21 protein-coding genes and 1 tRNA gene are annotated in these 25,783 nt (G+C 40.9%); 11 read left to right on the top strand and 11 right to left on the bottom strand.

Annotated features, from left to right (window positions below):
• Positions 1-43: 43 nt before the first annotated feature.
• Complete coding sequence (locus J4N24_RS04830; RefSeq protein ID WP_207532521.1) at positions 44-2,281, bottom strand: heavy metal translocating P-type ATPase; 2,238 nt, start codon at positions 2,279-2,281, stop codon at positions 44-46.
• Between the two features lie 236 nt (positions 2,282-2,517).
• On the opposite strand from J4N24_RS04830, the gene ric reads away from it, so the two are divergent.
• The 7 genes from ric to J4N24_RS04795 are packed head-to-tail and all read left to right on the top strand — an operon-like array spanning position 2,518 to position 8,108.
• Entirely contained in the window at positions 2,518-3,471 is a 954-nt protein-coding gene (gene ric / locus J4N24_RS04825) for an iron-sulfur cluster repair di-iron protein (RefSeq protein ID WP_207532520.1), read from the top strand.
• A gap of 51 nt (positions 3,472-3,522) precedes the next feature.
• Complete coding sequence (locus J4N24_RS04820; RefSeq protein ID WP_207532519.1) at positions 3,523-3,993, top strand: hemerythrin domain-containing protein; 471 nt, start codon at positions 3,523-3,525, stop codon at positions 3,991-3,993.
• Complete coding sequence (locus J4N24_RS04815) at positions 3,983-4,795, top strand: DUF2249 domain-containing protein (protein ID WP_207532518.1); 813 nt, start codon at positions 3,983-3,985, stop codon at positions 4,793-4,795. The genes J4N24_RS04820 and J4N24_RS04815 overlap by 11 nt, the downstream gene beginning before the upstream one ends.
• Positions 4,792-6,075, top strand: coding sequence for a hypothetical protein (locus J4N24_RS04810; RefSeq protein WP_207532517.1), 1,284 nt, complete (start codon positions 4,792-4,794; stop codon positions 6,073-6,075). The genes J4N24_RS04815 and J4N24_RS04810 overlap by 4 nt, the downstream gene beginning before the upstream one ends.
• Positions 6,076-6,109: 34 nt before the next feature.
• Complete coding sequence (locus J4N24_RS04805) at positions 6,110-6,442, top strand: metal-sulfur cluster assembly factor (protein WP_207532516.1); 333 nt, start codon at positions 6,110-6,112, stop codon at positions 6,440-6,442.
• On the top strand, positions 6,442-7,656 hold the full coding sequence (locus J4N24_RS04800; RefSeq protein WP_207532515.1) for a hypothetical protein: 1,215 nt from the start codon (positions 6,442-6,444) through the stop codon (positions 7,654-7,656). The genes J4N24_RS04805 and J4N24_RS04800 overlap by 1 nt, the downstream gene beginning before the upstream one ends.
• Positions 7,657-7,679: 23 nt before the next feature.
• On the top strand, positions 7,680-8,108 hold the full coding sequence (locus tag J4N24_RS04795; protein WP_207532514.1) for an RrF2 family transcriptional regulator: 429 nt from the start codon (positions 7,680-7,682) through the stop codon (positions 8,106-8,108).
• Between the two features lie 61 nt (positions 8,109-8,169).
• On the opposite strand, the gene J4N24_RS04790 is transcribed toward J4N24_RS04795, so the two are convergent.
• The 8 genes from J4N24_RS04790 to J4N24_RS04755 form a co-directional block, all read right to left on the bottom strand.
• Positions 8,170-9,477, bottom strand: a complete 1,308-nt coding sequence (locus J4N24_RS04790) for a tail fiber domain-containing protein (RefSeq protein WP_207532513.1) — start codon at positions 9,475-9,477, stop codon at positions 8,170-8,172.
• A gap of 75 nt (positions 9,478-9,552) precedes the next feature.
• On the bottom strand, positions 9,553-10,320 hold the full coding sequence (locus J4N24_RS04785) for an ABC transporter permease (protein ID WP_207532512.1): 768 nt from the start codon (positions 10,318-10,320) through the stop codon (positions 9,553-9,555).
• A gap of 3 nt (positions 10,321-10,323) precedes the next feature.
• Positions 10,324-11,034, bottom strand: coding sequence for an ABC transporter ATP-binding protein (locus tag J4N24_RS04780; RefSeq protein WP_207532511.1), 711 nt, complete (start codon positions 11,032-11,034; stop codon positions 10,324-10,326).
• On the bottom strand, positions 11,022-12,254 hold the full coding sequence (gene nosD, locus J4N24_RS04775; protein ID WP_207532510.1) for a nitrous oxide reductase family maturation protein NosD: 1,233 nt from the start codon (positions 12,252-12,254) through the stop codon (positions 11,022-11,024). The genes J4N24_RS04780 and nosD overlap by 13 nt, the downstream gene beginning before the upstream one ends.
• A gap of 1 nt (position 12,255) precedes the next feature.
• Positions 12,256-12,687 (bottom strand): nitrous oxide reductase accessory protein NosL, encoded by a 432-nt coding sequence (locus J4N24_RS04770; protein WP_207532509.1) that lies wholly within the window; start codon positions 12,685-12,687, stop codon positions 12,256-12,258.
• Positions 12,684-13,256, bottom strand: a complete 573-nt coding sequence (locus J4N24_RS04765; RefSeq protein ID WP_207532508.1) for a hypothetical protein — start codon at positions 13,254-13,256, stop codon at positions 12,684-12,686. Before J4N24_RS04765 ends, J4N24_RS04770 begins: the two co-directional genes overlap by 4 nt.
• A gap of 117 nt (positions 13,257-13,373) precedes the next feature.
• Positions 13,374-15,347, bottom strand: a complete 1,974-nt coding sequence (gene nosZ / locus J4N24_RS04760; RefSeq protein ID WP_207532507.1) for a Sec-dependent nitrous-oxide reductase — start codon at positions 15,345-15,347, stop codon at positions 13,374-13,376.
• A 24-nt stretch (positions 15,348-15,371) separates the two neighbouring features.
• Positions 15,372-15,872: a c-type cytochrome gene (locus J4N24_RS04755; RefSeq protein ID WP_207532506.1), complete on the bottom strand. Its 501-nt coding sequence runs from the start codon at positions 15,870-15,872 to the stop codon at positions 15,372-15,374.
• A gap of 237 nt (positions 15,873-16,109) precedes the next feature.
• Here J4N24_RS04755 and J4N24_RS04750 point away from each other — a divergent pair, with 237 nt between their 5' ends.
• The 4 genes from J4N24_RS04750 (at position 16,110) to J4N24_RS04735 (ending at position 23,356) form a co-directional block, all read left to right on the top strand.
• Positions 16,110-19,010: an exo-beta-1,4-galactosidase gene (locus tag J4N24_RS04750; protein WP_207532505.1), complete on the top strand. Its 2,901-nt coding sequence runs from the start codon at positions 16,110-16,112 to the stop codon at positions 19,008-19,010.
• A 327-nt stretch (positions 19,011-19,337) separates the two neighbouring features.
• On the top strand, positions 19,338-22,403 hold the full coding sequence (locus tag J4N24_RS04745; RefSeq protein WP_207532504.1) for a glycoside hydrolase family 2 protein: 3,066 nt from the start codon (positions 19,338-19,340) through the stop codon (positions 22,401-22,403).
• Positions 22,404-22,742: 339 nt separating this feature from the next.
• Positions 22,743-22,816, top strand: a tRNA-Pro gene (locus J4N24_RS04740).
• Positions 22,817-22,981: 165 nt separating this feature from the next.
• On the top strand, positions 22,982-23,356 hold the full coding sequence (locus tag J4N24_RS04735) for a SpoIIAA family protein (RefSeq protein WP_207532503.1): 375 nt from the start codon (positions 22,982-22,984) through the stop codon (positions 23,354-23,356).
• Here the strand turns inward: J4N24_RS04735 and J4N24_RS04730 are convergent.
• Positions 23,313-23,792, bottom strand: coding sequence for a hypothetical protein (locus J4N24_RS04730; RefSeq protein ID WP_207532502.1), 480 nt, complete (start codon positions 23,790-23,792; stop codon positions 23,313-23,315). The genes J4N24_RS04735 and J4N24_RS04730 overlap by 44 nt on opposite strands.
• Positions 23,782-25,644 carry a hypothetical protein gene (locus J4N24_RS04725; protein WP_207532501.1) on the bottom strand — a complete coding sequence of 621 codons (1,863 nt, stop codon included), beginning with the start codon at positions 25,642-25,644 and terminating at the stop codon, positions 23,782-23,784. The genes J4N24_RS04730 and J4N24_RS04725 overlap by 11 nt, the downstream gene beginning before the upstream one ends.
• Positions 25,645-25,783 lie beyond the last annotated feature (139 nt).

Here is a 25,783-nt window from a genome sequence, read left to right as displayed (position 1 = left end):
GCTATATTTTGAATAGATTCTAATTTTTGAGTTTGAGCTTATACTAAAGCTGTGCTGCCTTAAGTCTTAAGCTGTTGCTTACAACAGATACGGAACTAAGTGCCATCGCCGCCCCTGCTAGCATCGGATCGAGAAGGAACCCATTGAAAGCGTAAAGTGCTCCTGCTGCTACAGGTATCCCTATCACGTTATATATAAATGCCCAAAAAAGGTTCTGCCTGATAGTAGCGACAGTTTTCCTGGATAATTTCAGAGCTTTAGGAATAGATTGAAGGTCGGAAGTTATCAGAGTCATTTTTGCTACGTCCATAGCAATATCAGAGCCTTTACCCATCGCTATACTTACATCGGCCTGCGCTAACGCTTGAGAATCATTTATGCCATCACCAACCATGGCAACTACCTTGCCCTTTTCCTGAAGTTTTTTAACATAATCAGCCTTTTGAGAGGGAAGTACTTCTGCGTGGAATTCGTTAAGTCCTGCTTGTTTCGCAATTGCGGCTGCCGTCTGTGCGTTGTCTCCAGTCAACATCAGCACCTCAATATTCATTTTTTGCAGTGCCTGAATTGCTGCTTTAGAGCTGGTTTTTATTTTATCCGCAATAGCTATTACTGCAAGGACTCCTTTACTGCTGGCAAAGAATATCACCGTGTTGGCTTGTTCTTGCAGGTCTTCAGCATATTTGTTTAGTATAGGGTCAATCATCAGGTTGTTTTCTTCAATCAACTTTCTGTTTCCGGCAAAGTACTCACCTGTTCCCGTTATACCCTTAACCCCCCTGGCCGTAATACTTTCAAAAAACTTTAACTCGGTGCTGTTAACACCTTCCTCTTTCAGGTTTTTAACTACAGCTTCTGCAAGAGGATGTTCTGAATATACTTCCAAACTGTAAAGAATGCTTTTAAGCGAAGCAAGATCTGAGATACCTTCGGCCCAGGTTATAGCATTGACCTCAGGTTTTCCTTCTGTTATCGTTCCTGTTTTGTCAAGAATAACGGTATTTACCTTGTGCGCCAGTTCCAGACTCTCTGCGTCTTTTATCAGAATATTATTCTCAGCGCCTTTGCCAATACCTACCATAATAGCGGTAGGAGTGGCCAGACCGAGTGCACAGGGACAAGCAATTACCAGTACTGTAACGGAGGTAAGTAAAGCGTGTGTAAAAGCGTTTTCGCCACCTAAAAACATCCAGGTGATAAATGTAAGGATGGAGATAACAATAACAGTTGGTACAAAAATGCCCGCGACTTTATCTACCAGCTTTTGTACCGGTGCTTTACTTCCCTGGGCTTCCTGAACCATTTTTATAATATGGGCAAGCAAAGTTTCGCTTCCTACTTTTTCGGCCTTGAACTGCAAACTCCCTTTTTGATTTACGGTGCCTGCAAATACCTTATCTGCTTTCAGCTTTAAAACCGGTACAGGTTCCCCGGTAATCATACTTTCGTCAATGTAAGTAGTACCGGATACTACTATTCCATCTACTGGAACCTTTTCTCCGGGACGAAGGATTATGATATTTCCTGCCACTACAGACCCGGTTGGAATTTCTTCTTCCAGACCATTTACTAAGACCTTTACGGTTTTAGGTTGAAGCCCCATTAGTTTCTTTATCGCCGATGATGTGTTGGATTTTGCCCTGTCTTCTAAAAGTTTACCGAGACTGATAAAGACAATGATCACTGAGGCTGCTTCAAAGTAAACATGAGCATGATGCCCTTTGCTATGCCAAAACTCCGGGTGTAGGGTATTAAATGCGCTGAAGATAAAAGCAATACCTGTGCTCAGAGCCACAAGGGTATCCATGTTGGCTTTTCCATGACTGGCCTGTTTCCATGCGTTTATGAAAAAGTTCCTCCCAAACCAGAAAAGAACCGGTATGGTCAGAAGAAGGGATATCCATGGTGTATAGGGGAAATTCATAAAGAACATTCCCAGGATCACTACCGGAACGGAAAGAGCAGCTGCCCAAATAGTACGCCTCTGGGATTCCTGATAGTTCCTTAGTTGGATCTCTTCTTGCTTTGCGGAGGGATCTTCCTCGTCGATGATTAAATCATAGCCCACCGACTGAAGCGACTTTTGAAGCTCGGCCAGATTGGTTTCTTCCTCATTATACTCAGCCCAGGCAGTTTGGGTAGCAAAGTTCACACCGGCGTCAGACACACCTTTAGAAGATTTAAGCATAGATTCTACGCTCACAGCACAGCCCGCACACGTCATCCCGGTTACCGGAAAATTTTTGCGCGTTCCTTTATGTGTTAAAGTTTCACTTGCCATACTCTTAAATTTTATAATACAAAAGTACTTCCAATTGCCGATCCACTCTTTACACTATTTTATGGTTAATGTATAAGATTTTGGCCTGGAGCCTGGCGAGCAGAATGAGTAATTGAAGTAAAAAAATACTTATTAGTCTTTTTTATAATCTTAATGTCATTCTTGATTATTCTTTCTTAGAAGCTTTCTAAATAAAATAATAAAAGATAACTTTGTCTTTAATTAATAACAACAAAATGGAAACAGCAGATATCCTTAATGTAACGGTAATAGAGCCAAGATTAAAACATCCTACAATTTTTGATAAGTTCGATTCTATGAATCCCGGTCAAGGCTTCATTATTCATAACGATCATGATCCAAAACCTTTATACTACCAGCTACTGGCAGAAAGGGGACAAATATTTAATTGGGAATACCTGGCTAATGGTCCTGAAGTATGGCAGGTGCGCATAACAAAAAGACAGGATGGAGAGGATGAAATTACAGTTGGAGAACTGGTTGCGAAAGATTTCCGCAAAGCCCAGGTATTTAAAAAGCTCGGAATTGATTTCTGCTGTGGTGGAAAAAAAACCTTGTCTGAAGTTTGTGACAAGAAAGGAATTGATATTCATAAAGTAGAAGCAGAGCTCGCTGCAATTGACAAGCAGGGACAAGCCTCAGGTCAGAATTTTCAAAGCTGGGAACTTGATTTCCTGAGTGATTACGTTATTAATACTCACCATAATTACGTTCGTGAAAGCATCCCATTTTTAACTGAGATCTCTCAGAAAGTGGCCCGGGTTCATGGCGATCGTCATCCTGAATTGATTAAAGTTGCCGAGGTGTTTGCAGGTATAGCACATGACCTCAGCATGCACTTAATGAAGGAAGAAAATATACTGTTCCCATACATAAAGGAGATGGTTTTAGCTAAGAAAACAGGGCAGCCTTTACCTGAATCTCATTTTGGACAGGTAGCCAATCCGATAAATGTAATGGAAATGGAGCATGAAGGCGCAGGAGAAGACTTGTCTGAAATTCGTCAGCTTACCAATGATTATGAGCTTCCTGCAGATGCTTGTACTTCTTACAGGATACTTTTCCAAAAGCTTGAAGAATTTGAGAATGATCTGTTTCAACACGTTCATTTGGAGAATAATATTTTGTTTCCTAAGTCTCTTGAATTAGAAAAGAGTTTGAAAAATTAGTGTGAATGCCGGGCAGATCCTCCCATGTCTGTCCCGGCTTAATAAAAGGTTATGAAGAGGAATGTTAACTTACAGGAGCTGTCACGCGATCATCACCATGGTCTGCTCCTAAGCTGGAAGATTAGGGAAGGCATTAAGAGGAATAGGGCGGAAGGAGTAATTAAAGAGTATGTAACGTATTTTTTTGAGAAAGCTCTGTTGCCCCATTTCAGGGAAGAGGAAGTATTGATCCTTGGCTATTTAAGCGATACTGATAGGTTAAAAATACAAACCCTTCAGGAGCACCAGGAGATTGAGCAGCTAGTAAAAGGTTTGAATGAATCGGATAATACTCGGGCCAGCTTGCTCGAAATTGGAAGGCTTCTGGAGTGCCATATACGATTTGAGGAAAGGACCCTTTTTCCTTATATCGAGCAGTTGCTGAACGAATCTGAGCTGGCTGAGATCGGAGAAGCGATAAATGAGGACCATTCCATATTTACAGATAATTACCCTTATCAATTCTGGAAGTATGACGATTAATAGCCAAACAACAATTAAGGCCTTGCTGGATGTGAAACAGGAGGAGGTGATTCAGGCACTCGAAAAATTGAACAGAAATTTCCGACGGCTTCGAAATCCTGCTTTAAGGAAATTACTGGCTAAAAGAGTATCGATATCAGATGCGTGCAGGATTGCAAATTGTAGGGAAGAAGACTTTTTAAAGGCAATGAACGAGATTGGATTCAGATTGAATGAAGATGGGCTAGGTATATTGACGAAGGCAGGGGATATATTTGAGTTACCTGCTAACGATAGGGTAGTGGAGTTGGATGTAAGACCGGTAATATCAGCAAATCAAGACCCTCTTAAGCTTATCCTTGACCATGTTAACAAGCTTAAAGAAGATGAGTGTCTTAAGCTCGTCAACAGCTTTGAACCCATCCCTTTGATCACACTCCTTGGTAAAAAGGGATATAAAAGCCACGTTGAACGTGTTTCAGAAAATGTAATTCTAACTTATTTCTGGAAATCTGAAGATAAAGCAAAAGAAGGAAAAAGAACAGAGGAAAGTTGCTTGTTGGGTTCATTTATTTCATTTGATAATCTGCTTGCACGGTACCGCGGTAAACTAAAAGAGATTGATGTAACCCACTTAGAGATGCCGGGACCCATGGTTACTATTTTGGAGAACCTGGAGAGCCTTAATCCTGACGAGGCACTTTTCGTTCATCATAAAAAAGTGCCGGTATATTTAATACCTCATTTGCATGACAAAGGTTATGAATACCTTATCCAGGAAGAGGATAATGCAAAGATTTCACTTCTGATCTACAAGCCATGAAGGTGATCAATAAGCAATCGGAGGCTTTGTACAAGATCGTGGTAGGGCATTATTTGTTTTCTGCGCTTTGCTTCGTGATCCTGACAATGATGCTTTTCCATTCGGTCGCTGAACTCTCCGGGCACTATTTTAATCCCAGGATCCTGGCTATTACCCATATGGCCGCCCTTGGCTGGGGTACTACTATCGTTTTTGGAGCATCTTACCAGCTAATTCCGGTTATTTTTGAAAAGGACCTGTACAGTTATAGGCTTCCTTGGGTTAGCTTCATAACTTTCATTGCTGGCTTAACTCTTCTTGTATGCTCTTTCTGGCAATTTGATTCGGGACTCTGTATGCAGCTTGGAGGCCTGCTTTTACTTATTTCCATAGTTTTGTTTGCCCTGATTGTTTTCCTGACAGCCAGAACAAACAAAAAGGAAGCAAGTATACAGCAGGAATTTATGGTGACTTCAACCCTTTGGTTGGCAGGCACAGCGTTGTTAGGAGTATTGCTGGTGTTTAATTTCCGGTTTGCCTTTCTTCCAAAAGATCATTTGCATTTCCTGAAACTACATGCTCATATGGGGATTGCTGGTTGGTTTTTGTTGTTAATAATAGGGGTGAGCTCAAAACTTATCCCTATGTTTTTAGTATCGAGGAAGACTAACGATAAACTCTTAAATTGGTGCTATTACCTCATCAACGGCGCCCTTATTGCATTTCTGATAGACACTTATATTAATGGAATAAACACGAAGACTTATTTTATTTCAATGGTGCTTGTTTCTGGTATCCTTATTTATCTTAGGTATGTTTCGGACTGCTTTAGATCAAGGATCAAGAAACAGATAGAACTTCCCATCACCAACACCATTATATCTTTTGTGCTGATGCTTGCCGGAGTATTTGTTCTGCCCCTGATCATTTATTATCAGCTGAAGCAGGACCCTCAAACAGTACATTATACTACCCTTTATGGATCCTTACTTTTCATGGGTTGGTTAAGTGCTCTTATCCTTGGGCAAGCATTTAAAACACTACCATTCATTGTGTGGGCCCGAAAATATGAGCACTTAGCCGGGAAGTCCAAAACGCCACTGCCGGCTGACCTTTACAGCAAATTACTGCTGCGGGTACAAACAATCTTATTCCTTGCTTTTTGTCTCGCGTTTTACCTGGGTTTTATTTTGAAATCAGAGCCAATAACCTCTGCGGGACTTGGTTGTTTAATCCTAACGGCTATAGTTTACTTTGTTAATCTGGTAAAAGTTTTATTGCATAAGGCAATCGTAAATTAAACATCGAATAAATAGTATAATGATAGGAGGGGATATGGAAATAGATATAAGAGACAAAACTTCTTTTTTTAAGGCGCAGGTTCAGGAATCCTTAAGGACCGTTCTTGATCCTGAATTGGATGTGAACATTATTGACCTGGGTTTGGTTTATGGTATAGACGTGAATGAAGAAACAAAAACGATAACAGTAACGATGACACTGTCTTCCCAATATTGCCCAATGGGCGATGCTATTCTGCAGTCGGTGGAGAATTGCCTGGAGCATTTTTATCCGGCTTACATACCAAAGGTAGAGCTTACCTGGGAGCCAAGATGGAGCTATGAGAGCCTGACTGAAGAAGGTCTAAGACAGCTGGGACGGCGATAATGAATATACAGGGCAAAAATTATGCGTTGTGGGCTTTGGGAGGTTTTATAGTTCTTTCCTTGTTTGGAGTTCTGCTTCGATTAATGTTTGTTTTCCCTATTGCCGGTATTAATTATACCTATATCCTTCATGCACATTCGCACTTTGCCTTTGCCGGCTGGATATTTTTATCGCTGGCGTTATTGATCATTAAAACAATCTCGGCCGGGGAAATAAACTCTCATTACCAAAAGATACTTGCCTTAGGGATAGTCGCAGCCTTTGGGATGCTTATAAGCTTTTCCTTTCAGGGTTATAAAGCAATCTCTATACTTTTCTCTACGCTTTTTATTATCGATGGCTACTGGTTTGCTTATAAAGTGTGGTACGATAAAAAACTGGAAGCTTCAACCAATCCCGCTGCAAGGCTTATGTTAAAAGCCTCTCTTATTTTTCTTTGTCTTTCGTCTCTTGGCCCCTTTACTCTCGGACCCTTAATGGCAACCGGACAAAAAGGAACATCATTCTATAATGATGCTATCTACTTCTACCTGCATTTTCAAATGAATGGATGGATGATATTAAGTGCACTGGCCATTTTTTTTAACCGGTATCCAAAAAAGGAAGAGATAAGCGGGCAATTGTTGTTTTGGTTAAAGATCTTTATATGGTCGGTAGTTCCTTTATATTTCTTATTTACGCTTTGGAGTAATCCACCTATGATACTGAGGATCCTTGCAATGACGGGAGCTATACTGAACTTTGTTAGTTGGCTGAAGATCTTACAGTATCTGAATAAGCTGCCAGGTAAACTGCCCTACCTGGTTACTATTGCTCTTTTAGCCTTGACCCTCAAGATCTTTTTCCAGGTCTTAACCGGCTTTCCTGTTCTGGGAAATTGGGTCTTTTCGAACAGAAACCTAATTATAGGCTATATCCACCTATTGTCTTTAGGAACTCTGATGCCGATAATCCTTAATGGATTCGTCCATTCTGGTTTTTTACCAGACACTGTTTCCAATACTAGAACCAATGTTTTATTTGTATTGACAGTTGTGGTATATCTTGTTCTATTATTTATGCAACCTTTATTAGCTTTGTTCGGAATTTTGATCCCCAACTTTCAGCTGGTGTTGCTGGTGATCGCTGTTTGCTTCCTGGTTTTAGGAATTGCCTGGTTTGTGCTTTGTTTTAGATCAGGGAAAATTAACAGGAAGATTTTCTCAACACTTTAATTTGGGACCTATAGTTGTACTGAATGATACTTTCTAAATCTTGTGAATATGCAATTCGCGCCGCTGTATATGTGGCGTATAAAACTTATAAAGGAGAGAAGGCTGGCATTGCTGAAATATCAGAGGCAATAGGCTCGCCCATGCATTTTACCGGCAAGATCCTTCAGGAGATGTCGAGGCAGAAAGTAATTTCTTCTATCAAAGGCCCGAATGGAGGTTTCTTTATAACGGACCCTACTGCGGTTTACCTTGTTGATATTATTCGTGCCATTGACGGGAATGATCTGTTCAGCGCTTGTGTTATGGGATTAAAAGCCTGTTCTGATGTGAAGCCTTGCCCCATGCATGAGCAGATCAAGCCGATACGTACCCAGCTTCTTATCGAGTTCAGCAAGAAGTCAGTCTATGAACTAGTGCAGGAATATGAGGATAATAAGTATTTTTTGAAATAAGAGCATTAAAAAGGTCTGAATAAGAATTCAAACCTTTCTGTTTTGTCAAACCTCTTTATTATTATTTCTGTTCAAGAGCTTTTAGCCTTTCTTCCAACTGGTCGATCTTTTTTTGTTGCTGTTCAAACGCTGACTGTTGTTCCTTGATTGCATTAATAAGAACAGGGATTAGCTCTGTGTAGTTAACCGAAAGCTTTTCCTTTGCCTCGTCTCCATTTACTATTTCAGGGATAACATTCCTTGTGTCCTGAGCAATCAAACCCAGTTGTTTTTCTTTACCGCGACTCTGATCAATCCAGTTATAAGAAACAGGTTTTAACGCTAGAATGTCTTTCAATCCATAATTAAGTTCTGCAATATTAGTTTTAAGGCGAAGATCTGAGGGCGTATTAAAGGCGTTGGCCAGAACCTTTGAATTGACAGACAGTAAGTAATTTACATCTGTTGGCGTATTAACAGTTCCATTCGCGGTGGTGTTATAACCAATACCAACAATACCTTTTGATGTGATTACCATTCTTTCAGTACCGTCAGCACTGTTATTTGCATTATAACTATTGCCGCCATTGGTGAAGAATATCAAGCCTTTGCTTGGGGCTCCATTTCCTATAAAAAACCATTCTGGGGTAGAGGAATATAAATAGGCAGTGTATGGCTGATTTAAGATATTCGATTTATTGGTTATATATCCTGAGCTGTTGATCCCCATATCTACATAATGATCAGGATTACTAGAGGATGAAACAACATCAGAGCTTGCGTTACTGCCAGAAGATAAATTTTGTACTCCTACTTGTAAATACCCATCAATATTGCCAATTGCATTAATAGCATTGTTATAGGTGGCTCCTGCATCTACCAGCAGTTTTTCAGGATTTGCTGTGCTAAAACTGTTGCTTCCAATACCGACTTGTCCATTACTCTTAATCCGCATTCTTTCAATCGAATTTGTTCTGATGGGCAGGTCTGTCGTACTTATTGTTCCGAGCCAGTTGGTGCTTGTATTCAATGAGTTTCCCGACAAGGACCATGCGTTTGTACTTGGTGTCGCCTGAATATCTGAAGTTACTGCTATTCTAATCCACATACTCCCATTCCAGTAGTAATAGCCGGGTGTAAGTGTCCCGGAATTAGATTTGTTATATACAATTAAGGATTCTGCTGGAGACGGAATAGTAAGGATATCAGTATCACTGATTAAATTTATCCTTGGAATTAGAATCCCTTTATTTTCAAAATCAATGTCAAGCCCCGCCGAGGCGTCAGGTGCGGTTCCCGTTGCATTGATCCCTACGTTTTGTGCCTTTGTTTTTGCTGTAAGCAGAAATAAGATTAATGTTGTTAGTTGGTAGATCTTTCTCGCTCTCATATCGTTCACCTAATGATGAATTTTACGTAGGATCGGATCGAATGTTACAATTAGTAACTATTTAGGGGATCTATCTCATAAGTCTTTCTTCTTAAAGGTTCTGGTTGCCAGTAGAATAGGTAAAACACTCCAGGCGATTTGGAAGATCAAACTGAAGGCAATACCGCTTCCACTTCCAAAAAAGTCCCTGTATAAGGCTCCAGTGTATCCCATTAATGCAGATATATCCAATTGAAGAAGAATAAGAATGCGGGCAAGATCTATCGGGTTAAATGCAGTAAGAGCAATCATGACTTTTTCGAGCGGATAATCTGAGAATGAAAATAGAAATAGCAGGACTATTGCATCAAAGATTATAGAACAATAAAACCAAATGATCAGGGACATCCCTATACCCTTTGCTTTGTCACGCGTCTTCGTCGAGGCCAGAAAAGCCAGTGATACAAAACTTAAACTAAGCAGGCATCCGGAAAGCATCAGCATTAAACCTGTACTGGAAAAAGCAAAAAGAGCAACGGGAATACATATCCCTATCAAATAAGAGCCAAGTATAGAGGAAGCAATACCGATGAATTTTCCCCAGAGGATGTCACTGCGACTTATCGGTTGGGAGACAAGGAGCTCGGTAAATTCACTTGCATTGAAGTAATAAGTCGTTGCATAAACAATACTCACCAGGGGGACGATGATCATTACAATGGTAGTTATGCTAATGAGGCCTTTGGTAACATCAGCATCTGACATAAATATGCTAAGACTTATCAGGGCTAAAAGCGCAGTGTAGGCAATCAGTACTTTGCTTCGAATAATGTCGAGCATGATGTATTTTGCAATTTTAAACATATGCTAAGCTGCTAGTATTTTGGTTAAAGCCTTGCCCAACCTGGTTTCGCCCGTTTCTGATTTTAGTACATCAATAGGTTTGTAGAACCTGATATTTCCATCCAGCAGGTACATTACAATGTCTGCCAGTTCATCTGCTTCAGTCAGTATATGAGATGTGATCAGGATTAGTTTGCCCTTGTTCTTCTGTTCCATTATTTTGTCTTTGAGGATTTCGGCAGCGATAGGATCAAGACCTGCAGTTGGCTCATCTAAAATCAAGACCTCTGGTTGAAACATAAAGGCAAGCGCTGCGCTGACTTTTTGCCTGGTTCCTCCTGAAAGGGTACTCATAGTCTTGTTATACATAGATTTCAAATGGTAGCTTTCCACAAGATCGGTGTCCAGATCTGATTTTAATTTTCGTAGGTCCTGCATCATCTCGAATAGCTGTCCGATCTTCATATTATCGGGGTAGCGGCCTATCTGAGGCATGTATCCAATATGTTTTTTATATTCGAATGTTCCGGTCACAAGTTCTCCTTTGTAAAGTATATTACCTTGATCGGGAATGACCATTCCCAGAACAGATTTAATCAATGTGGTTTTGCCTGCAGCATTAGGGCCCAGTACTGATACCACTTTGCCCTTTTCAAAACCGCAGTTAATTCCCTTTAATACTTCCAGTTTTCCAAATGACTTTTTTAAATCCCTTAATTCGATCAAATCTCCCATGGTTTCATTTTTGGATGGTTGTCTTTAACAGATTCTGGCGTAAGTGAAGGAATTGCACGTTCTACTTTGTCAAGCAGATTTACCATAAAGCTTCTCATCAGCATTACACTTTGCGGAATCTGTTCTATTAATTGAGCATAAAGGCTTATAGGATGGTAGGGGATATCACCTATTCCGTTTTTGTTAAGATCGTAGCCCTCGTATTTGTCCCAATAATTGTTATTGAAATTGTTAAGGTTTAAGCTGCCGTTAGTCGTTACGTCGAAAGAATTTGCTGTAAAATTGTTTCTTGTAAATTCTCCATTCACGCAATTAGCCAGTACACGCATAGCCCAGCCATTATTCAGGAATTGATTGTTGCAGGCATTTATCCCCTGGCATCCTTCCATATAAATGCCCGTCGTGTTTCGTATAAAGCGGTTATGTTTGATATCACAGTTTGAAATATCTTTTAATAGCAAGCCATAGATAGAGCTTCCCCAGTTTTCGAGGAAAAGGTTATTATACATCCTGATCCGTTTAGAGTACATTACTGCTACTCCCGAACCGTTATTCTTAAATGTATTACCCCGATATAGGTTATCATCAGAGAACATGAAATGTAATCCATAGCGAAGGTTTTTTACACTTCTATTATTGCTTATAGTGCTTTTTTTGACAAATTCGAAGTAGATCCCGTCACGGTGACCGCTAGAGTAGTTATTATTAATTTTAATATCCTGGCACTGCCACATGTGAATACCATTGCCCGAGTTCTGTGCGCTATTTGTTCCCTGCGTACTGTTGTTGTAAATACTTACATGTTTGCTGTCGGAAATATAGATCCCAAAAAAATTATTCATCAGCTTATTATTGCTGATATGCACCTGCTCTGTTCGATGGATCCTGATGCCGGCATAGTCTCTTAAAGACCCCACCTTTGAGTTCTTTATTACAAAGCCATCAAGTTTAACTTGTCTGGCTAATATGGTTATTACTTCTTCGCGAAATCCAGCATCAAGAACTGGAAAATCCTTTCCAAGAATAGTCAGTGATTTATTGATAATGGTGTTATAAGAAGGATAATGGCCTTTTTGCACAATAATTGTATCCCCATTCTTAGCCAGAGCTATGGCTTTCCCTAAATTATTGATCCTGCCTTTTTGAGCTACAGTAATTGTGTTTGCTGAAGTCAGGGAGGAAAGAATAATAAAGAAAAGATACAGGATTGAAGCTTTCATTTCACCGGCTTTTCAGGAGTTCATCCCAGGTCATAATTTGAGCATCAGCACTTTGCTTGTTGTTTTCAGCCAATTGCCTTGAGGGGAAGGATGCCAGATTGCCTCCCATTGGAGATTTGAAATTTTTGTCTTTTAGAAAGCTAACAGTTGAAGTTTCAATTAGCTGACCCGGAGCTGCCGTGTTAATGGTTAAATAAATAGTTTTAGGGTTATTCAATTCCTCGTTCCCGATATGCAGAAAATCAACCATGCATTCTGCAGAATCAAATTTCAGGACTTTCCCTTTTGCTGTTACTATTTCTGCACCGTATTTCTGATCCATGATAGTCATTTTACAATGATCACAGGCATCAGTTCCAAAATGGATCTCTTCCGGTTTGCGGCTGCAGCTGAAAAGGAAAAGGCAGATTATCAGTAAATTGGAAATTTTCATTGTAATGATTTTTTTAAACGATGTTCATATAATACTACCCCAGCGACGATCAAACCTGCGAGTCCTACAATTAAGCCACCAATTGCCGGAAATGAGCCGGCAAGGAAGTTTAGAAGTTGTTTATAGCCTATTAGGGGAGGTTGGTAGCTCATACCGTCGACCTTAATAGCTGCTCGAGGATCAAGGTTATGGCCATAATTATATTCCCACAAATAGAAATCAATAAAACCAGCTACGGCAAAAATTAGGAGCAGACAGAACCAAATGTTAAGAAGCCTTCTGCTGCTTATTAATGATGCTACTAATCCGATAACGATCAGGAAACCAAAAATATAAGGAAGCACTTTGAACTCAAGGAACTCTGACACAATAATGTGCTTCATGCCTATGTAGTGATTAAGTCCGTTGATTTGCTCCACATTACCTGTGATCCCATGCAACCAGATTTTCATCTCGAGTCCCTCAGGATATTGGGGTGCTTCGAGAAAGATCTGCCAGAGAGGGAGGATATAGGCGCTAAGCATCAATATTGCACTTAATCCTATGAGTATTCGTGATTTTTCCTGCATGATTTCGAATTAATTCCCGCAAAAACGGTTGTAGTAAAGAAGGAGGTTCAGGTTAGCCCATAGTACTATTTTTACTCCTTACCGTCTTCGCGGGATTATTTTCAGTTTAGCCTTATCTTATTTTTTTGCCAGAGGATTGTCTCCGATCTTATAAGAGATAGGAATTGTAGATCCCTGATCTGATACCCTTACATATCCTGACATTTCCTGGTGCAATGCTGAGCAGAAATCGGTACAATAGAATGGGAAGATTCCGGAACGATCGGGGTTCCACTTCAGCGTTGCTGTTTCGCCCGGCATAATTAGCAGTTCGGCGTTGTTAGAGCCCTTTACCGCAAATCCATGGGGCACGTCCCAGTCTTGCTCCAGGTTGGTTACATGGAAATACACTTCATCTCCCATTTTGATACCTTCAATATTGTCTGGTGCAAGGTGAGAACGAATAGCCGTCATATAAATATCTACCCGGTTTCCCTTTCTGATCACTCTTGCATCCTTCTCTGCTTTAGTAGCATAAGTATGATTATTCTCCTCCAGCTTGAAGAATTTCACAGAGTTCTTCTGGATCTTCTCTGCCGGAATGGTTTGAGCATAGTGAGGCTCACCAATGGTTGGAAAATCAAGCAACAACTTCATCTTGTTTCCTGTGATGTCAATTAACTGCGCTGATTGTGTAAGTTCCGGACCAGTTGGAAGATAACGGTCTTTAGTTATTTTATTTAAAGCGATCACATATTTACCATATGGTTTGCGTGAGTCGCCTCCGGGAACGGATAGGTGCCCAATAGAATAATACGTAGGAATACGGTCAATGATCTCCCGTGTGGCAATTTTCCATTTTACGATTTCAGAGGAAACGAACATAGAAGTATAGGCATAGCCCTGCCCATCGAACTCGGTGTGTAAGGGACCTAAACCGGGTTTTTCTACTTCACCTTCTAATACCGCGTTGTATTTCAATACAGGAATTCCGTCGAAGTCTCCATCATACTGTTTGCCCTCAATCGCTTTAAGCATTTTTTTGAAAGAAAATACCGGAATTACAGCCGCAAGTTTTCCACTGGCTACAAATAGTTCACCATTAGGTTCAACATCAACACCATGGGGAGATTTAGGACATGGAATATAATAGATCAAGCCAGGATACTTTTGCACATCCAGCATCGTAACCTCATTCATCATAGTTGAGCTTGCTGAATGCGTTTTTTCATCCCAGACATTATGAGCATACTTAGCAGGAACTTTAGATCCTTTGCCCTGTCCAATAAGCTCTTCGGCTTTTTTCCAGTTCACCGCCATGATGAAGTCTTTATCACGTTGACTTGCATTTACTTCCAGTAAAGTATTCGCCTGCTCCGTATTATAACAGGTGAAGAATATCCAGTCGTGTGAGGGGCCTTTACCAGCGTGAGCCAGGTCGTAATTGAAACCAGGAATAACCAGTTGGAAGGCAATATTCATCTTCCCGCTGTTCTTATCTACCTTAATGAAAGTAGCAGCTCCTTTAAATTGCTTCTTATAGTCAGCTATTGAAACGTTTTTTGCCGCATCCAAAGGGATACTGAAACGGGTGTTTCCTACCACGTATTCTGTGTTCTCTGTACAGAAAGGAGAAGCGTGATTTCCTCCCACATTAGGAAGTTCGAGGATTTCATCTGTTTTGAAGGTAGCGAGGTTTAATCTCGCAATGCGTGGAGTGTTATTCGCATTAATGAATAACCATCTTCCGTCATCTTCACCATTTGTTTTTGACAGTTCCGGGTGGTGAGTATCGTCCCAGGGAACGAACCCATGAGAGGTATTTAACATCGGCTTGGTCTCTTCAGAGTATCCGTAGCCATTTTCAGCATTTTGCGAGAACACAGGAATAACTTTCAGCATTCTTCCTGATGGAATACCATAAGACGCCACCTGTCCGCTAAAGCCGCCTGACGCGAACATATAAAGTTCATCATATTTTCCTGGCGCTACGTATACTTTTTTCGCTGCGTCTTCATCAGTTGCCTGGCTAACCTTACCAGGTTTACAGGCAGTAAAAGTAAGGGCGGTTAGCGCCGTAAACAACAAGGCGGGTTGATAATTGAGTTTCATTTTATTATCGTTTAAATATTTCCTTTACTGGTCGTTTTTCCGGAAGAATTCGAGAATTTGACGGGTTTCCTCATCGTTTACATTTTGGAAGGTCATCTGCACCAAATGCTTTTCAAACAAAGCCTTTGCTACCGGATCATTTTTAGTCATTTCCTCAGGATTAGTGATCATATTCATAATCCATTCAGGAGTACGACGTTGTGTAACACCCTTTAAGCCTGGTCCGACTAGTTTTTCACCAGTTGTTTTGTGACAGGCAGCACACTTAGCTGTAAATACAGCTTCTCCTTTAGTTGCCATTGCAGCATCTAAGGCGCCGATTTCCACTGAGCTGAACCTTCCTACACCTTTGCTGTCACTTTTGTCCTCAGGATTGCTAACCGCAGTGCTTTCTGTAGTTGCAGGTGTTGCTGCAGTTGAAGAACTCTCACTTTCGGCAGAGGAGGATGTGTCACTGCTACCGCAGGCAGACATAGCGGCGATAAGAAATGAGATAAAGAAGCTGGAGATTAATTTTCGTTTCATTATTTACGTTGATTTTGTTAAGGATAAAATTGTCTTTTATTTTGCTGCTATAATAATTCGGTTGACAGATTTGTTACTCATTTTTAGAAAGACAAATTTATCTTTTATTTAAATAAGGACAAATTTATCTTCTAATATTTTATCCACTTATTTCCTGTTAAATATCGCGCTTGTCCTGGAGATTTTTACAAACGGCCAACTGTTTTTCAATTATACTTGTAAACTCAACTTAAGATCATGCGCTTACGATCCCTGTTATTGCTACTGCTTCCATTTGTGATTCTTCTTTGGGGCTTTGATACTGATACGATTGCTTTAAAAGGAAAATGGTATTTTCAAACTGACCCTAACGATCAGGGGATTGCTGAAAAATGGTTCTTAAGGTCTCTAACCGGTACTATAAGCCTGCCTGGTTCCATGGCTGAGAACCTGAAGGGTGACGATATAACTTTACAAACAAAATGGACAGGAAGTATTTATGATAGTTCCTTTTATTATAATCCAAGGTTGGAAAAATACCGTCAACCTGGAAATATACATATCCCGTTTTGGCTTACTCCTGCAAAACACTATGTTGGTGCTGCCTGGTATCAGAAGGATGTCCAAATTCCTGCCAACTGGAAGGGAAAGCGAATTATTCTTCAGCTTGAACGTTGCCATATTCAAACCCGGGTGTGGGTTGATGATCAGGAGCTGGGGCAGCAAAACTCTCTTGTAGCTGCCCATGAATACGATCTTAGTAATAGTCTTAGTCCCGGAACGCACCGGATCTCTATACGTATTGATAACAGGATCAGAGAAATTAATGTTGGACCGGATTCACACAGTATAACTGACCATACTCAGGGGAACTGGAATGGTATTATTGGTAATTTAGCTCTTTATGCAGGCTCTAAGGTTTTTTTTGATGACATACAGGTTTTCCCTGACCTTGGCAACAAAAAAGCCAAAGTTAGAATGTCTATAAGGAATATTGGATCTTCGAAGGTTTCAGGATCTGTCATTCTATCTGCCAGAAGTTTTAATAGTTCAAAAATTGATGAAACAAGGCCGGTTAGGGCAAGTTTTTCCCTGTCGAGTTCAGGGGCTGCTAACCTTGAGATAGACCTACCTTTTGGAGAGGGACTTCTTACCTGGGACGAATTTCATCCTTCTTTATATAAACTTAGTGCTACCATAAAAACCAAAGATGACCAAAGTTCTAAAGAGCTTCAGTTTGGAATGCGTGAGTTCAAGATCTTAGGAAATAAGTTCATGATTAATGGCAGACCGGTATTTCTACGGGGAACGGTAAACAATTGTGAGTTTCCTCTCACTGGCTATCCACCAACATCCGTGGATGAATGGGAGCGGATCTTTAAAATAGCAAAGGCTCACGGATTAAACCATATGCGCTTTCATTCCTGGTGCCCTCCTGAAGCTGCTTTTACTGCTGCAGATAAGTTAGGGTTTTACTTGCAGCCGGAAGGCCCAAGCTGGCCGAATCATGGTCCGAAGATTGGGCTAGGGCAGCCAGTAGACCAGTTCTTATATGAAGAGACGAATCGTATGGCGAAGGTATACGGGAATTTTGCTTCATTCGCGATGCTTTCTGCTGGTAATGAGCCTGCCGGGAATCAGGTAAAGTATCTGAATGAGTTTGTTGAGTACTGGAAGAAAAAGGATTCAAGGCGAGTATATACGGGGATGTCTGTCGGCGGAAGCTGGCCTGTTATCGAAAATGCTGAATACCAGGTAAGAGGGGGAGTGCGTGGGTTAACCTGGGATAAGCGCCCTGAATCAGAATCTGATTTTAAGGCCGGGATAGCTAAGTTCGCTGTACCTTTTATTGCCCATGAGATGGGGCAGTGGTGTGCCTATCCTAATTTTCAGGAGATTAAAAAGTACACAGGTGTTTACCGGGCAAAGAATTTTGAGCTTTTCCGGCAGGATCTGCAAGACAGGGGAATGGAGGATCAGGCAAATGATTTTCTAAAAGCATCAGGAAAGCTGCAGGCCATTTGTTATAAGAACGAAATTGAAAAAACTTTAAGAACGCCTGGGTATGGGGGATTTCAATTACTCGGGCTGCAGGACTTTCCGGGTCAGGGCACTGCCCTCGTTGGAGTTCTGGATGCTTTTTGGGACGAGAAAGGATACATTTCCTCTAAAGAGTTTTCGCGTTTTTGTAATGAGACTGTTCCGCTTGCCCGCGTCCCTAAATTCGTTTTCACTAATGATGAAACATTTGAGGCTGCAGCGGAAATATTTCATTCAGGCGAGAACGCTCTCCGATCACCAGTGATCACGTGGAAAATCAAAGACGCAAGTGGAAAGGTTTTGAAGACTGGCATTTTCACTCCCACTACTATCGAAAACGGTAATGGTATTCCTTTAGGGAAAGTTAGTTTTCCATTGAATACTATATCTCAGGCCTCTAAATTAAATCTTGAGCTTCGTGTTGAAGGGACAGATTTCGCAAACGACTGGGACTTTTGGGTTTATCCAACAAAGAACCCTACTGTTAAATCAGAGGTATATTACACCACAGAATTGGACGATAAGGCGAAAGCTGTTTTAAAAAAAGGTGGAAAAGTATTTCTTAATGCATCAGGAAAGGTGATCAAAGGTAAGGAAGTAGCGATGCACTTTTTACCTGTTTTTTGGAATACTTCCTGGTTTAAAATGCGTCCCCCTCACGTTACTGGCATGCTGATCAAAGATAGAAGTGGAGCCTTCGCTAATTTTCCTACCAGCTTTCATAGTGACCTGCAGTGGTGGGATATTGCTAATCGTTCGCAGGTGATGATCCTGGAAGACTTTCCGCAGGGTTTTAAGCCATTGGTACAACCTATTGATACCTGGTTCATCAACCGCCGGCTTGCACTGGTATACGAGGCAAAAGTAGGAAAAGGGAAGATAGTGGTTAGTAGTGCAGATCTAAGGGCAGACACAGATCAACCCGCTGCTAAGCAATTATACTATAGTTTGCAGGAATATATGAATACTGATAGCTTCGCTCCAAAGGATGAGGTAAGCTTTGAGGTGGTAAAAGATGTCTTTGTAAATCCATCCAGAGAAAGATTCAGCACTTATACAAAAGATAGTCCGGATGAGATGAAGCCGAATTCAAACCAGCCTAAAGGAAAACCCTTATAGGATCTTCCGAACATATCGTGGTTCCTTTTTCGTAATCAATTACCGAAATTCTAAAAGGATCTTAGGTAGATAAAAAGGAAAACCTAAAAGATCTTTTCTGAAATTGGAATATGTAACGAGAATTTTGTCGAGGAATTTACAGTGGAAGTAAGTCATACTTTTATATTTGCCCGGGTAGATCTAAAATGTACTCGTTTTAACACGCGGAGAAATATTTTTATAACCAGGATCATTTAGAAGCTTTATTTTTTTGACATAAAATGTCAACGTTGGCATTCTCGCTTCTGATGATTTAACCAATAGAATTATTACTTAATCAATTATTACATGTCAGTTTTAAGAAATTGCCTCTGGCCCTTTTTGCAACTTGCTTTATTGCTATTGTTCCACGTATCTTTTGCTCAACCAGGTCGCACGGTTAAAGACATTTCCAATAACAACTGGAAGCTGGTGCTGGATAAGGAGGCTACCTGGATAAATGACGAGCTGTTTGCTCCTCCGGTAAAGCTCAAAAACCTTAAAATAAATCTGCCTACTGGCGGCTGGTCTGCCTTGGAGAAGAAGCAAGGAGTTATAACTAAAGTACCTGCAACCGTAGAACAATATTACTGGGGAGAGAACGGGAACTCGTATGGTGTAGCAGGAAATTACCTTGGAGTTTCATGGTTTACCACAACCGAAGAAGTACCTGTTGCATTTAGGAATAAACGAATTTTGCTGCATTTCGAAAGCATCAGATTCAGAGCTGAGGTATTTGTCAATAAAAAGCTGGTGGGATATGATCTGGTGAATGGAACCCCTTTCGATGTTGACATAACAGATGCCGTAATATTGGGTAAATCAAATGAGATCGCTGTAAGAATAACTGATCCAAACGGAAATTTCGACTGGCGGGACTCACAAAACTTTATGTGGGGTAGTTACAGGACAAATCCTACTCATGGATTTGGTGGGATTACAGGAAGGGTAAAGTTAGTGGCCACTGACAAGTTTTATGTTGAGGATATCTTTGTTAAAAACAAGCCTAAAGCTAATGAAGTAGATGTACAGGTAACGACGATTAACCAGTCGCGAGCGAAAACCGGCAGTCTTCTAATACAGGTTAAAGAGGCGAAAGGAGATCAAAAGGTGGTATTCGAAAAAACTTATTCTTACCCAAACCTTGCCAAAGGGCGGTCTTCTAACACCTATACGATCACCGTTAGTGATGCGAAGTTGTGGAGCCCAAATAACCCTGACCTTTATACCATTGTTGCTAAGGTGAGCGGTGCTGATAAAAGTGAGGACGAGTACCAACAGCGGTTTGGGTTCAGGTGGTTCCAAGTAAGGGATATTAATGGAGATAAGCAATTCTATCTCAATGGGAAGCGCTTTTTCGCGCTTACCTCCATCAGCTGGGGATTCTGGCCGGTAAACGGTATTGCACCATCAGATGAGCTCGCAAGAAAGCAAATAGAAACAGCGAAGAGGATTGGATTGAATATGCTGAATTTTCACAGGACGATAGGTCAGCAGAACGTCCTGGATTACGCAGATGAACTGGGTCTTCTTTATTTCGAAGAACCCGGAGGGAACCAGTATCCTGCAGACCGGTTTAATGCGAAAGATCCTCTGGGGAAGAAACAGGCAGACTTTTACTTTGCAGCAAGGAATGAGAAGTTGTTCCGCATGATCAGGAGAGATAGGAATCATCCTTCACTGGTTATTTACAATATGCATAATGAGCGAGGGGCTCAACCTCAGAAGCAGGATAGTCTACAGATGCTGGCAGCGCACAAGCTGGACGAGACAAGGATCATTACTTATAATTCATCTAATGGAGATATAAAGATAGGACCTGACCCCCGTTTTAAATTGCACTTGATGCCCTATGACTTTACCTTTAAAGATTATGGTTGGTTTGATCAGCACCATGCAGGAGGGCCTGGAACCTATCATGATAATCTCTATAAAGGTCCTAAAGACTTCCTGAGATACTTTGATCATAAAGATGAGATCCAATATTGGGGAGAAGAAGGAGCTATCGGAACTCCTCCAAGATTGCAACTGATCAGAGAGGAAATTCTAAAGACAGGAGCAAAGATTGGATGGGAAACCAGCGATTACTTAAAGTGGTATGACGCATATGACAATTTCTTGAAAACTAACCCGGGTTTCCGTAAGGCTTTTTCTAATGTAGATTCACTCACCAGAAGCATGGGGAATGTAGCTTATTACTACCAGGGCAGAGTAATTGAGAATGTAAGGATTTCAAATCAGACGGACGGTTATGCCATAAATGGTTGGGAAAGTATGAAACTGGAAAATCATTCAGGGATTGTGGATAACTACAGGAATGCAAAAGGCGATCCGGAGCTTATCTCCAGATATATGAAGCCCTTGTATGTTGCCGTTAAAATGAATCGAAAAGTATTGGAAGTTAAGGATACTTCCGTGGTCGATTTTCATATAGTGAATGAAGCGGGTATAAGTGGTAATTATGATCTTGAAATTTCTTTAGTTGCTCCGGATGGTAAGGTGTTCAACCGAAGAACTATTCCTGTAAAGATCACCGGAGGAGTTACCTATGGAGAGCTATTGTCACCAGGATTTATGGTTGTCCCACAAAGTGCAGGATACACCACTGTAAAAGCAGTGCTAAAGAATAAAGATCAGGTATTGGCAGAAGGGGATGACAAGTTGTTTGCCGTGGCTCTTAATCGCGAAGGAATTCCTGCGACCGGCATGGTGGCTGATACGAGCGGAGTAGTGGCCAGTTTCCTGAATTCTGTAAACGTTAGATCATTTAAAGAGTTTAAATCAGGGAGACCATCAGGTAAGTATTTGGTAGTTGGCGCTTTTGAGCCACAGCAAACCGGAAATCCGCTGGTAACCGAGATATTAGAGTGGGTGAATGAAGGGAATACCCTGATTGTAATCGCAAATATTGAGAAGTGGGCTGCCTTCCTTAACAGAAAGGAAATTGTAGATTACCGCGGAAGCAGGGAATTGAGAAGTACCTGGTACGGAGGAAACTATTTTGTTAAAGAACATGAACTGTTTAAAGGTCTGCCTCAAAATTGTGTGTTCAATTGGGAGTATCAAAGTCTTGCTACCTATAATAAAGCGCGTTTAGGATTAAAGATCGAGAATGGGGTGACTGTGGTTGCCTGTGTTGCCGATCATAAGGCTGAGGTATATTCCGCATTAAGCATCCTGCCACATGGCAGAGGGAAAATAATTCTTTCATCGCTCGATATAATGTCTACCATTAAAGATGTGAATGTAGGCAAAAGGGCAGAGGGCGATGGCGAGAATGCCGCCATGACAACATTTAATAATTCGTCTAAGAACAAGGCGAACATTGTGGCACAACAGCTATTGCTTAATATGATCAAGTTTGCCAACCAGTAGTAAAGGTTTAATTAAGGGCATTTGTACAGGCGCAGCAATTTGTTGCGCCCTCTTTTATTGCCGCTTACCTTTCATTCCTGTTTTGGGAAGAATCAGATCGAGGAAAGAAGGCGGCGGTTTCTTAACTTGCAAAATAAATTAACTGTTTATTAGTTGTTTAGACGATTCTTTCTACAAATTTCAGGAATTTTAGCTTTGTTGTTTGTTAGAAGAGGATTTTTCCTATATTTGCACCACGCTTAGCAGAAGGGCTAAAAAGAATGTTAATCATTCACAAGGTCATTTTGAAAGCGTTTTTAGTTAGATTCCCAATTTTAATTCTAATTAAAATAACCATTTCGGGGTGTAGCGTAGCCCGGTATCGCGCCACATTTGGGATGTGGAGGTCGTAGGTTCGAATCCTGCCACCCCGACTTAAAGAGATTCAAATCTCGTCAAAGAGCCCTTAATTATATGATTAAGGGCTTTTTTCGTTATTATTTTAGTCCATATCGTCTAAAACGGATCAATCGGAATTCTTCGGGCATAGAATTTTGCATTTTAATTCTTTCTGGCACAGAATTTTCGTGCTATCCAATATGGTTGAATTATTAGAAGATTTTCCGGAACATGTAGTTGCGTATAAAGCATCAGGAGCTATAAGTAAAGAAGAATATACCGAAATCATAATGCAAAGGGTTAACGAGGTTGCTGAGGAGTTTGGGATGATTAACTTTATTGTACGCCTTGAAACGGATATGGATAACTACAGCATTGGAGCTTTCTTCAATTATGTGAAAATCAGTTTTCAGCATTTCAGCAAATGGAAAAGAATGGCCATTGTGAGCGACGAGCGATGGCTGCGTATGGCATATGAAACGCTCAGTTTGTTGGTGCCTGGTGTTATTAAAACATATCCGCTAGGAAGATTTAAGGAAGCAAAAACCTGGGTTTCCGGTCCTCTTGAAACCTGATTTGAGCTTTCATCACCTGTTGTAAAGCAATGCCGTAGATGACATGGGCCAGCACTAAATGAACGTAAAAACGACGTTTGTTGGTGTCAGGAGAGTACTTTGTAACTTTGAACATCAGATCCCAGATCAATAGTCCGCATACACCTCCAAAAATTCCGAATGCTGCAGAATCTTTTACATCCGACTTGCCCCGCTTCTGTCGAAGGAAAAGATATTCAATGGGTGACCATGCTGCCCCCATACTGTAATGCAGCAGCCATCCACAAGGTTCCAGTCGCTTGCGGGATCCGCGATATGTTGTAAGACTGTTTATTAAGCCGGCGAGTAATAAAGGTTCGCGATAATTCTCTTTTTTTCTTTCGCTAGCCAGATAGCTAAAAGCCGTCATAATTGACGTTGCTGCTATGCTTGATAATAAAACTTCTTTAATTCTCATTCTTTTTCTTCTTTTTCCGATCCTCTCTCCGCTTTTCACGTTCTTCACGTCGTTCTTGGTTTCTCGTTTCTTTATCTTCCCGGTTCGATCCGGCAATAGCCTTCGCGGTATTCAGGATAATATTTTTATCGGCGCCTTTTTCTCTTTGATACACCCCCATCATAGCTGATGACATACCATCGAGAGTGGCATCCAGCTGTATTTTGAAGAATGATTGCCAGTTTTCCCGTTTCACGTTGACCAGTCCTTTTTTAAACTCGCCGTTTTTACGTGGATTATCATTCGGTAGCACTAAGTTGGATACAAAAGATAAAAAGCTCTTCCGGTCGAGCGTATCCTTACCTTTATCTTGTTCAAGAAAGGCAACTTTCATATCCGAGTAATAGAAATTCACATAGCCTCGCCCGGTGTATTCATTCATTTTTAAATAGGTTTCCAGCTTGTTGATCCTCCCTTTGCGGACCTCAATTTTAGCCAGAGGGCGTGAAAGGATATTGAAATCCTTAGCATTCATAGGTCCGAGTACTGAATAGGAAGTAAAGCCACCCGCTTTATCTTTTAAGCTGAAAGTGTACCAGGATTCCATTACTCCAGCATTCATCACTTTCATTGTGGAGTGAACAGTAGTATTGGGATGTCTTTTTTTTATGGAAGTGTTATTAGTGAGATTATTTATTGTAGTACTTGACTCTGTTAATTCGAGCGTTGAAACACTGTCTGTTTCCTTCGCAAGTATCCTGTAAAGAATACTTCCGCGTAAAATATTGGTTCTTTTAAATGTGAGGTCGAAGGCGATCGTCTGGAACTTTTCCTGGGGATAAGCATTACGTCTTGGCTTTTCTTTTAGCGCGTAGTTATAGTTGGTATAGATTTCCATCCATGAGCTTCGGATAGTTTGTTTACCTACAAACAACTGCTGAGTTTTAATGAACTGGTCTACGTCTATCCCTGTCCATACGATTTGGTTAAACTCCCAATGATAGCGATCTTTCGCAAAGCCCGCCACCTGATGAAAGCGTGCTTTGCTGTAAAGAGGAATTACAGACGCATGGCCCATAATCAGGGATTTATTAGCTGGTATTAGATCCAGGTTCCTGACCACAATATGGTAGTATCTATCAGGAGTACGCATTCGAAAGTAATCCAGATGCAGATTGGTCCGTCCCTTGCCGCTTGCGTTTGTAGCAGGACTGCTTCGGAAGCCTGTTATCAGGAGATCTACATTTTTTAAATGATCCACCACATCCCGGTTGTTGTTGATGTATTTAAAATCGAGATTGTTAATTCTGGTCCTGGCTACATACATCCTGTTAAAGAGAGCCCGGAAAGCTTTATACAAATTTGATGGATCAGACGGATCATTGTTGTAGGATCGAAGCCTGTTAATAATTGACACGGAAGGGCTATGTGCATAAATTTCGGTAACACTGAAACGTTGTCCTGATCCGGTTTTCTTGAATCCAATTCCTCGCATTGAAACAACCGGAACACGAATTCTAAAGACATTATTCGGGGCCCGCTTCTCGGCTATCAGTTTGTTGAGCACCTTTTGGTCTGGCAGGATTTCCAAATCTTTAACCTGTAGGTAGCCGGAGTCGATGCTGATTTTGAATTTAGAATACTGGACATGGTAAAGGCTGTCACTGGCTTCTACTATCATATCCTTAACTTTATCTTCAAGAGCTTGTTTTATATCAGGTAATACCCGCTCCCTAACCTTCTTCCCGATCTTTGACAACGGTTCTGTTCCTGGTTTCCTTGTAAGGTACAAGATCACCGATATAATAAGGAGTGAGAGCACCAAAGCTGCAACACACCCTGCTTTACTAAACCTCTGTTTACGTGTTTGCATCTGCTTGATTTATAAGACTAAAAGAGCGAATCATCTTAAGGTTTAGCTTAATTTAAAATAGGGTAAAAATCCTTAATGAGATAAGTATAAATAACCCGATGCGGTTATAACTTTTGCAGAGTTTGATGTTCAGTACTAT

Source organism: Desertivirga arenae (assembly GCF_017355785.1).
Lineage (GTDB): Bacteria > Bacteroidota > Bacteroidia > Sphingobacteriales > Sphingobacteriaceae > Desertivirga > Desertivirga arenae.
The sequence above is the reverse complement of the archived record's forward strand: the minus strand, read 5'-3'. Positions and strand labels throughout refer to the sequence as shown.

Excerpts from the sequence above, each read along its gene's own strand:
- ric (WP_207532520.1), top strand. The coding sequence starts at position 2,518 with ATGGAAACAGCAGATATCCTTAATGTAACGGTAATAGAGCCAAGATTA.
- J4N24_RS04800 (WP_207532515.1), top strand. The coding sequence starts at position 6,442 with ATGAATATACAGGGCAAAAATTATGCGTTGTGGGCTTTGGGAGGTTTT.
- J4N24_RS04820 (WP_207532519.1), top strand. The coding sequence starts at position 3,523 with ATGAAGAGGAATGTTAACTTACAGGAGCTGTCACGCGATCATCACCAT.
- J4N24_RS04790 (WP_207532513.1), bottom strand. The coding sequence starts at position 9,477 with ATGAGAGCGAGAAAGATCTACCAACTAACAACATTAATCTTATTTCTG.
- J4N24_RS04750 (WP_207532505.1), top strand. The coding sequence starts at position 16,110 with ATGCGCTTACGATCCCTGTTATTGCTACTGCTTCCATTTGTGATTCTT.
- J4N24_RS04725 (WP_207532501.1), bottom strand. The coding sequence starts at position 25,644 with ATGCAAACACGTAAACAGAGGTTTAGTAAAGCAGGGTGTGTTGCAGCT.
- J4N24_RS04765 (WP_207532508.1), bottom strand. The coding sequence starts at position 13,256 with ATGCAGGAAAAATCACGAATACTCATAGGATTAAGTGCAATATTGATG.
- J4N24_RS04780 (WP_207532511.1), bottom strand. The coding sequence starts at position 11,034 with ATGGGAGATTTGATCGAATTAAGGGATTTAAAAAAGTCATTTGGAAAA.
- J4N24_RS04770 (WP_207532509.1), bottom strand. The coding sequence starts at position 12,687 with ATGAAAATTTCCAATTTACTGATAATCTGCCTTTTCCTTTTCAGCTGC.
- J4N24_RS04785 (WP_207532512.1), bottom strand. The coding sequence starts at position 10,320 with ATGTTTAAAATTGCAAAATACATCATGCTCGACATTATTCGAAGCAAA.
- J4N24_RS04795 (WP_207532514.1), top strand. The coding sequence starts at position 7,680 with ATGATACTTTCTAAATCTTGTGAATATGCAATTCGCGCCGCTGTATAT.
- J4N24_RS04755 (WP_207532506.1), bottom strand. The coding sequence starts at position 15,872 with ATGAAACGAAAATTAATCTCCAGCTTCTTTATCTCATTTCTTATCGCC.
- J4N24_RS04830 (WP_207532521.1), bottom strand. The coding sequence starts at position 2,281 with ATGGCAAGTGAAACTTTAACACATAAAGGAACGCGCAAAAATTTTCCG.
- nosD (WP_207532510.1), bottom strand. The coding sequence starts at position 12,254 with ATGAAAGCTTCAATCCTGTATCTTTTCTTTATTATTCTTTCCTCCCTG.
- J4N24_RS04745 (WP_207532504.1), top strand. The coding sequence starts at position 19,338 with ATGTCAGTTTTAAGAAATTGCCTCTGGCCCTTTTTGCAACTTGCTTTA.
- J4N24_RS04730 (WP_207532502.1), bottom strand. The coding sequence starts at position 23,792 with ATGAGAATTAAAGAAGTTTTATTATCAAGCATAGCAGCAACGTCAATT.
- J4N24_RS04735 (WP_207532503.1), top strand. The coding sequence starts at position 22,982 with ATGGTTGAATTATTAGAAGATTTTCCGGAACATGTAGTTGCGTATAAA.
- J4N24_RS04810 (WP_207532517.1), top strand. The coding sequence starts at position 4,792 with ATGAAGGTGATCAATAAGCAATCGGAGGCTTTGTACAAGATCGTGGTA.
- J4N24_RS04815 (WP_207532518.1), top strand. The coding sequence starts at position 3,983 with ATGACGATTAATAGCCAAACAACAATTAAGGCCTTGCTGGATGTGAAA.
- J4N24_RS04805 (WP_207532516.1), top strand. The coding sequence starts at position 6,110 with ATGGAAATAGATATAAGAGACAAAACTTCTTTTTTTAAGGCGCAGGTT.
- nosZ (WP_207532507.1), bottom strand. The coding sequence starts at position 15,347 with ATGAAACTCAATTATCAACCCGCCTTGTTGTTTACGGCGCTAACCGCC.